The sequence below is a fragment of the Tateyamaria pelophila genome (assembly GCF_019966495.1).
Classification (GTDB): Bacteria; Pseudomonadota; Alphaproteobacteria; order Rhodobacterales; family Rhodobacteraceae; genus Tateyamaria; species Tateyamaria pelophila.
The window spans coordinates 1-6,757 of the sequence record NZ_JAIMIA010000179.1 but is presented as its reverse complement, the minus strand read 5'-3'; the positions used below and the strand labels follow the sequence as shown (position 1 = coordinate 6,757).

Sequence of the window (6,757 nt, the reverse complement as noted above, 5' to 3'; positions counted from 1 at the left end):
ACCGTCAGACCCGCCCAATTTGGGCGAAACGCGGGGGTTGGGCCTCTCCAGTCGGGCTACGCCCTCCCTGCGACGCCCAACCCCCGCGTTCTCATCCTGATTGACGCTGGATTCTCATCTTGTTTGTCGCGCTGCAGTCAGCGCCGAGCCCCAGGTATGCAAGACACTGGTCAGGCCAACGCGAGCACCAAGCCGCTTGGGATCGGCAGCGATGGTCATCACAGCCTCTGCCGAAGCCCGGAACAGCAGGCCATAAATGGCCCGCTTGTTCCAGAGGGCGATCCGCGCAATCTCGGCAGGCAAGGTGAACACGGCGTGGAAATATTCGACCGGCAGCAGGTCTTCGGCCCGCGCCGCCATCCAGTCGCGCGCAGCCGGACCCTGACACTTGGGGCAGTGCCGGTTCTTGCACGAGTTATACGCGATGTGCTGATGGCTGCATTTGGTGCAGGCTGCCACATGCCCGCCGAGCGCCTCGGTTCGGCAGGCCTCTATCGCTGACATCACCTTCAACTTGCTCAGGCTGACATGCCCGGCATTGGCCCGCCGCCACGCGGGGCCATGTCTGCGGAATATGTCGGCAATCTCCAGTTGTGTGCGGGGCAATCCCCGCCCGTCACCCCGGTCGCTTCTTGCGTGTCTGCAAGTTCAATTGTTTGAGGGCCTCGAACGGGCTGGTCGTATCCCGGATCATCTTGGTAGCAACTTTGGTGTACTGGGCTGTGGTCGTCAGCTTGGCATGGCCGAGCAGCACCTGGATCACCCGCACATCCGTCCCCGCTTCCAGCAGATGGGTGGCAAAGCTGTGCCGCAGTGTATGCAACGTCGCGGGCTTGTTGATCCCGGCCATGCGTTTGGCCGATGTGAATGCCCGGTTGAGCTGGCGCGGTGAGATCGGATTGATCTTTGGCTTGCCGGGGAACATCCACCCCTCGGGCCGGGCCTCGCACCAATAGTCCCGCAACAGGTCGAGCAATCCTGGCGACAGCATCACCTTACGATCTTTACGCCCCTTGCCCTGCACGACATGGATCAGCATCCTATCGCTATCAATATCGCCGGTCGTCAGATTACAAACCTCAGATGCGCGTAGGCCCGCACCATAGGAAATACTGAGTGCCGCGCGGTACTTGAGCCCGGGACCAGGTGCTACGGCCAGAAGCTCTGAGACCTCCTCAACGCTCAGCACTGATGGTAGCTTGCGCGGCTCGGTGCGGAATTGCATGTACTTCTTCATCTCATCACGCCCGCAGGTCATCGAGAAAAAGAAACGCAGAGCAGTGATGCGGGCATTGTAGACCGAGGGCGTGACCTCGGTATCCGTCATGTGAAGCTGATACGCGCGAAGCTCCTCGGGGGTCGCCGTATCCGGTGAATGCTTTAGAAACGCGGCAAAATCCTTGACTGCCCGGATATGCGCCCTTTGGGACTGGTGACCCAACCCCCGAATGCGCATGTCTTCGATCATCCGCTCGCGTAGCGGCGTTGTTCTCTCACTGACCATGAAATCCTCCTGTCTGTCGATTGAGAAACCTCAATCGTCAAACAAGTCAGCCAGATCGCAAAATGCGCAGGCCTACCAGATCAAGACCAACACCAGCCACAAGCGCCATTGCCGCGCGAGCGGCTTCGTCCTGGGGCGCGGAGCGGCCTTGCGGTGGTGCAGAGAAAAGCGAACAACGCGGGTCATTTGGACATGGTTGCGATACTCTGGTCGGAGCTGAACACATGACCCAACATTGAGCCATAGCCGCGCTTTTTTCGGGTGTTTCCACTAACACTTTTAGCGCCTCGCGCCGCCATAGAGGTTCAACACGCTTGTCATTGACCGACCAACCAGCATGTCGCAGCAAAGCGACGACACGGCGATATCCGTATCGACCAAACTAACGGGTCGGGTCGATTGGGTCGGTCATCCCGTTGACCGGCACGCCTCATTGGCAACCGTCTTTGAGTGGATAGGTCTTGGCCCTTGCGGCTTCTGACAGGATGAACTTATCCAGCGTTAGGTCCAACACAGTTCGATGCAGTCAGTCATTTTCCTTTTGAGGCCGCTTGGGTTCTTTCAGTTGGTCAGTTCCCATGCCGACCCACGGCTTACGCCAACGATAAGATGTTTGCTTCGTTATCTGCACCTGCCTGATCGCATCAATGCGTGGCATGCCTTGGCCACAAAGCACCTCATCCTTCTGTAACTTGGTCACCATCTCTTCCAGCTTTTGTCGCTTGATTCCCATATTTGATCCTCCTTTTCCTAACCAGAGGGGAGGACCATAGTGTCGAATTTAGACGGGAACTTTCTCCTGATCCAGTGCTCAGGCCAGAGCGTCACGTCCCGCCCCCCCCCAAAAAAAAGGCCAAGATTAGCCAAGAACCCCAAGGGTTTGCGTTAAGCACGGCAACCCCCTTTGAGAAAACCCCATCTAAGCCACGATCTGCGGCCCGAGTTTCGAAAGATTGTCCCTATGGGAATCGCCAGAATCCTTGGGACAGCCAAGCCGCCGTAGCGCAATAACCTCCCATGAATGAACTTTGGTCAAAATGCACAGACTTGTGGAGTGACTTTGGACAATTCACGCCCGCCACACGTTGGTGCGTTTGATACATAGGCCCGGACAGGTCCGCACAGCGGATATTGGTGCGCCGCGCCGAGAAGGTCCGCGCAAGAACCCTTGACTGTGGTATCCGCAAAGTTAACGCTGTGGCATTCAAGGGAGGAAAACATGACTTACAAGAAAACGATAGTTGCGACCACATCGCTCGTTGCGATCCTGGGGCTTTTGCCTGCTGTGGCCGTTGCCGAAACCAAACTGAAATGGGCGCATGTCTACGAATCAAGCGAGCCTTATCATACCTGCGCCGTGGCGGCGAATGACCTGCTGATGACGGCAACGGATAATCGCTATGGAATCGAAGTTTTTCCGGCGTCCTCACTTGGCAAGGAGGTTGATATCAACGAAGGCCTTGGCTTTGGCACCGTAGACATTATCTACACCGGTCAGCTTTTTGCCGGACGTTCTTACGGCCCCATCGCTATCGGCGGCGCTCCCTTCATGTTCCGCGACTGGGATCACTGGGACAAGTTCCGCAATTCCGACCTGTTCGGTGAATTGGCACAAGGCTATACTGACGCAACGGGTAACCATATCACCGCGATGACCTATTACGGCGCGCGCCACGTCACGTCCAACAAGCCGATCCTGACGCCTGCTGACATGGAAGGCCTCAAGATCCGGGTGCCGAACGCTCCGCTTTATATGATGTTCCCGGAAGCCACTGGCGCCAACCCGGCCCCAATCGCATTTGCGGAGGTCTATCTGGCCCTTCAGCAAGGGACGGTGGATGCGCAGGAAAATCCCCTGCCGACGATCCAGGCCAAGAAGTTCTATGAGGTGCAGACAGACATCAACCTGACAGGCCATATCACCGACGCACTTCTGACCATCGTGGGCGGTCCTGCATGGGATGCCATGGACGTCGCCGACCAACAGGCGTTGAGCGACGTGACACAGCAGACCGCCGTTTGTGCGACCGACGCCATCATCAAGGCCGAAGGCGAGTTGGCAGAGTGGTTCCGCGGCGAAGGCGTACAGGTGAATGACGTCGACCGTGCCCCCTTTATCGAAGCGGTCAAGGTCATGCACAACGGCGACATGGCCACTTGGGATCAGGAAACCTACGACCGGCTACAGGCGATCCAGTAAGCGTTTCCAAAGTGCAGGCGGTCACCCGTGCCCGCCTGCACCATAGCTTCCGAGGGATAGAACATGACTCAACAAGATCCGTCTGAAGAAAGTCTGACGGCCCCTATCAAGCTGGAAGAAGAAAAGATCGACCTGTCGGATCAGCGTTGGAACGATGGCGTCGTTTTGATCTTGTTCTGGCTCTTGGCGTTCATTGTCTTTCTGCAGTTCTTTACGCGCTACATATTAAACGATTCCATCGCCTGGACCGAAGAAATCGCGCGGTTCCTGCTGATCGGTGTTACCTTTGTGGGAGCCATTATGGCGACCCGCAAGCAAAGTCATATTGCGGTTGAATTCTTCTATCGTTGGATACCGCGTGCGGGCCGACGCATTGCACAAACCGTCATTGACGTGCTGACCACAGCATTTTTCATAATGCTGGCGATCTTCAGCGCTCAGATTGCGGGCCGCACCCGTCAGATGATGGTCTCGCTCGATATACCAAAATCAACGGTCTACTGGATTGTTGCCGCGACCTTTGTGGCAATGGCGATTTACGCGGCCATAAACACATGGCGCCATCTGCGCAGCGGTACCAGCAAACTGATCGACCCCGAACTGCATGCGGACCAAATCCGCGCCATCGACTAGGAGCATCCCCCAGTGGACATTATTTGGCTATTCGCAATGCTGTTGGGCATGCTTATTTTTGGCATGCCGGTCGCAATTGCTCTGGCGGGATCATCCGCGATCTTCATCATTGCGAATGGCTCCCCGCCACCGATGGTGGTGGCGCACCGGATGATCAATGGCGTCGACAGTTTTCCGTTGTTGGCAGTACCATTCTTCATTCTGGCAGGAAATCTGATGAACACCGCTGGAATCACCGAGCGGATCTTCAACTTTGCCTTGGCGCTTGTCGGCTGGATGCGGGGCGGCCTTGGTCATGTAAACGTCGGGGCGTCGGTCATCTTTGCGGGTATGTCCGGAGCGGCGGTGGCCGATGCCGGGGGGCTCGGCGCGATCGAGATCAAGGCAATGCGCGATGCCAACTATGATCCGAAATTTGCTGTCGGTATCACGGCGGCCTCCTCGACCATCGGGCCGATCATTCCGCCGTCACTGCCCATGGTGATCTATGGTGTCGTGGCCGGGGCCAGCATTGGCCAGTTGTTCGTGGCTGGGTTTATCCCTGGACTGCTGATGGCCGGATCACTGATGATCATGATTGCGATTATGGCGCGGCGCAAAGGGTTTGGACGGGACCAACCATTCTACTGGTCGGTTCTGTGGCAGACCTTCCGACGCGCGTTTCTCTCGCTGTTAACGCCAATCATTATCGTCGGCGGTATCCTGTCCGGGGCCTTTACTCCGACCGAAGCCGCTGTCGCAGCCTGCGCCTGGGCGCTCTTTCTCGGGCTGGTGGTCTACCGCACGCTGACATTGCCCCGGTTCCTGCGCGTCAGCTTTGACACCATCGAGACCACGGCGGTTGTCCTTCTGGTCGTCGGGGCTGCGGCGATCTTCGCGTGGATCCTGACGTCCAACCGGGTGCCGGAACAGTTCGCGGCGGGCCTGCTTGCGGTTTCTGATCGACCTTGGGTACTGCTTTTGCTGATCAACCTTATCCTGCTGGCAGTCGGTTGCTTCATGGAGACGGTCGCGGCGATCACGATCCTCGTGCCGGTGCTTCTTCCGATTGCAGTTACCCTCGGGATTGATCCTGTCCACTTTGGCGTGATCATGGTGCTGAACCTGATGCTGGGGCTCTTGACGCCGCCGGTGGGCATGGTCCTTTACGTGCTAGCGAGGGTTGCAAAGATCCCGTTCGAGCAATGCGTTGTCGGCACGGCCCCCTTCCTGATCCCGCTCGTGATCGTGCTTTTGATGGTCACCTTCATCCCCGGTATCACGATGTGGCTGCCGACACTCATCTATCGCTAAGGGGCACCATGACCAAAACAGTGCAAATCGACGATCTGGCCGACTTTTGCCGTTCTGTCCTGACAGGGGTGGGGGCAGACGCCGAGACCGCGCGCGATTGCACTGCATCCATGATGCATGGCACGATTCACGGCGTTGACAGCCATGGCGTGCGCCTTCTGGGGCATTACGCCAAGGCGCTTCAGGGCGGGCGACTGAACAAGACGCCGAGTCTGCTGTTCACCAAAACGCGGGCCGGGTCCGGCATGCTGAACGCGGACAACGCCCAAGGCGCACGCGCCACTTATGCCGCCATGGATCATGCCTGCGCGCTGGCGTCGGACGCAGGCATCGGCGCGGTCGGAATAACCCATTCGTCACATTTCGGGCCAGCAGGAGCCTATGCGATGCGCGCGGTCGAACGGGGGATGCTGGCACTGGTCACCTGCAACAGCGACAGTTTCGTGCGGCTTCACAACGGGTCGGAGCGGTTTCACGGCACCAACCCACTGTCCATTGCGTGCCCTGCGCCAAACAATCCGTGGCTTCTGGACATGGCGACAAGTGCGGTGCCTTACAATCGCGTTGAACTCTACCGATCCACCGGCACGACCTTGCCCGAGGGTGTCGCCTCTGACAGCAGCGGTGCCGACACGACCGATCCACATGTGGCTGACATGCTCGCGCCCCTTGGGACTGAGTTTGGTTTCAAGGGCGCAGGCCTGGGCGGCGTGGCCGAGATATTGTCTGCCGTGATGACCGGCATGAAACTGTCGCCTGAAATCTTACCAATGGGCGGACCTGACTTCAGTACACCGCGCGGCATGGGGGCTTTTGTCATCGCTCTCGATCCCGAAGCCTTTGCCGGGGGGGACCTGATTCAGACCGGCGTGATGCGGTATCTGGAGCGTTTACGCAGCTCGCCTGCCCAACCTGGTAAGAAGGTCATGGCACCCGGCGACCGGGAATGGGCTGTCGCCGAAGATCGCCGCGCAAACGGCGTGACCCTTGATCCGATAACGGCCCAGAGCTTTGCCGATCTGGCACACACATTGAAGGTCGCTCCCATAAAGTGAAGGACCACCGGCTGACGCCGGAGGCATCATTTGTCGGAATGTAATTCCAGGTACTGCTTGATGACATCGTCT

At 58.1% G+C, this 6,757-nt stretch carries 5 protein-coding genes and 2 pseudogenes; 4 read left to right on the top strand and 3 right to left on the bottom strand.

Annotated features, from left to right (window positions below):
• Window positions 1-135 precede the first annotated feature (135 nt).
• The 3 genes and pseudogenes from LC354_RS25525 to LC354_RS28190 all read right to left on the bottom strand — a co-directional run.
• A pseudogene (locus LC354_RS25525) lies at window positions 136-606 on the bottom strand (IS91 family transposase); the annotation flags it as partial.
• Window positions 607-616: 10 nt separating this feature from the next.
• Window positions 617-1,504 (bottom strand): tyrosine-type recombinase/integrase, encoded by an 888-nt coding sequence (locus LC354_RS25520; protein ID WP_223428778.1) that lies wholly within the window; start codon window positions 1,502-1,504, stop codon window positions 617-619.
• Window positions 1,505-1,654: 150 nt separating this feature from the next.
• Window positions 1,655-2,237, bottom strand: a pseudogene (locus LC354_RS28190) (IS3 family transposase); the annotation flags it as partial.
• A 486-nt stretch (window positions 2,238-2,723) separates the two neighbouring features.
• On the opposite strand from LC354_RS28190, the gene LC354_RS25505 reads away from it, so the two are divergent.
• From LC354_RS25505 to LC354_RS25490, 4 genes are all read left to right on the top strand, one after another.
• Window positions 2,724-3,704 carry a sialic acid TRAP transporter substrate-binding protein SiaP gene (locus LC354_RS25505; RefSeq protein ID WP_223428777.1) on the top strand — a complete coding sequence of 327 codons (981 nt, stop codon included), beginning with the start codon at window positions 2,724-2,726 and terminating at the stop codon, window positions 3,702-3,704.
• Between the two features lie 63 nt (window positions 3,705-3,767).
• Window positions 3,768-4,337 (top strand): TRAP transporter small permease, encoded by a 570-nt coding sequence (locus LC354_RS25500; RefSeq protein ID WP_223428776.1) that lies wholly within the window; start codon window positions 3,768-3,770, stop codon window positions 4,335-4,337.
• 12 nt (window positions 4,338-4,349) lie between these two features.
• Window positions 4,350-5,630, top strand: coding sequence for a TRAP transporter large permease (locus LC354_RS25495; protein ID WP_223428775.1), 1,281 nt, complete (start codon window positions 4,350-4,352; stop codon window positions 5,628-5,630).
• 8 nt (window positions 5,631-5,638) lie between these two features.
• A complete protein-coding gene (locus LC354_RS25490; RefSeq protein ID WP_223428774.1) occupies window positions 5,639-6,685 on the top strand; it encodes an Ldh family oxidoreductase in 1,047 nt (348 codons plus the stop codon).
• Window positions 6,686-6,757: the final 72 nt, after the last annotated feature.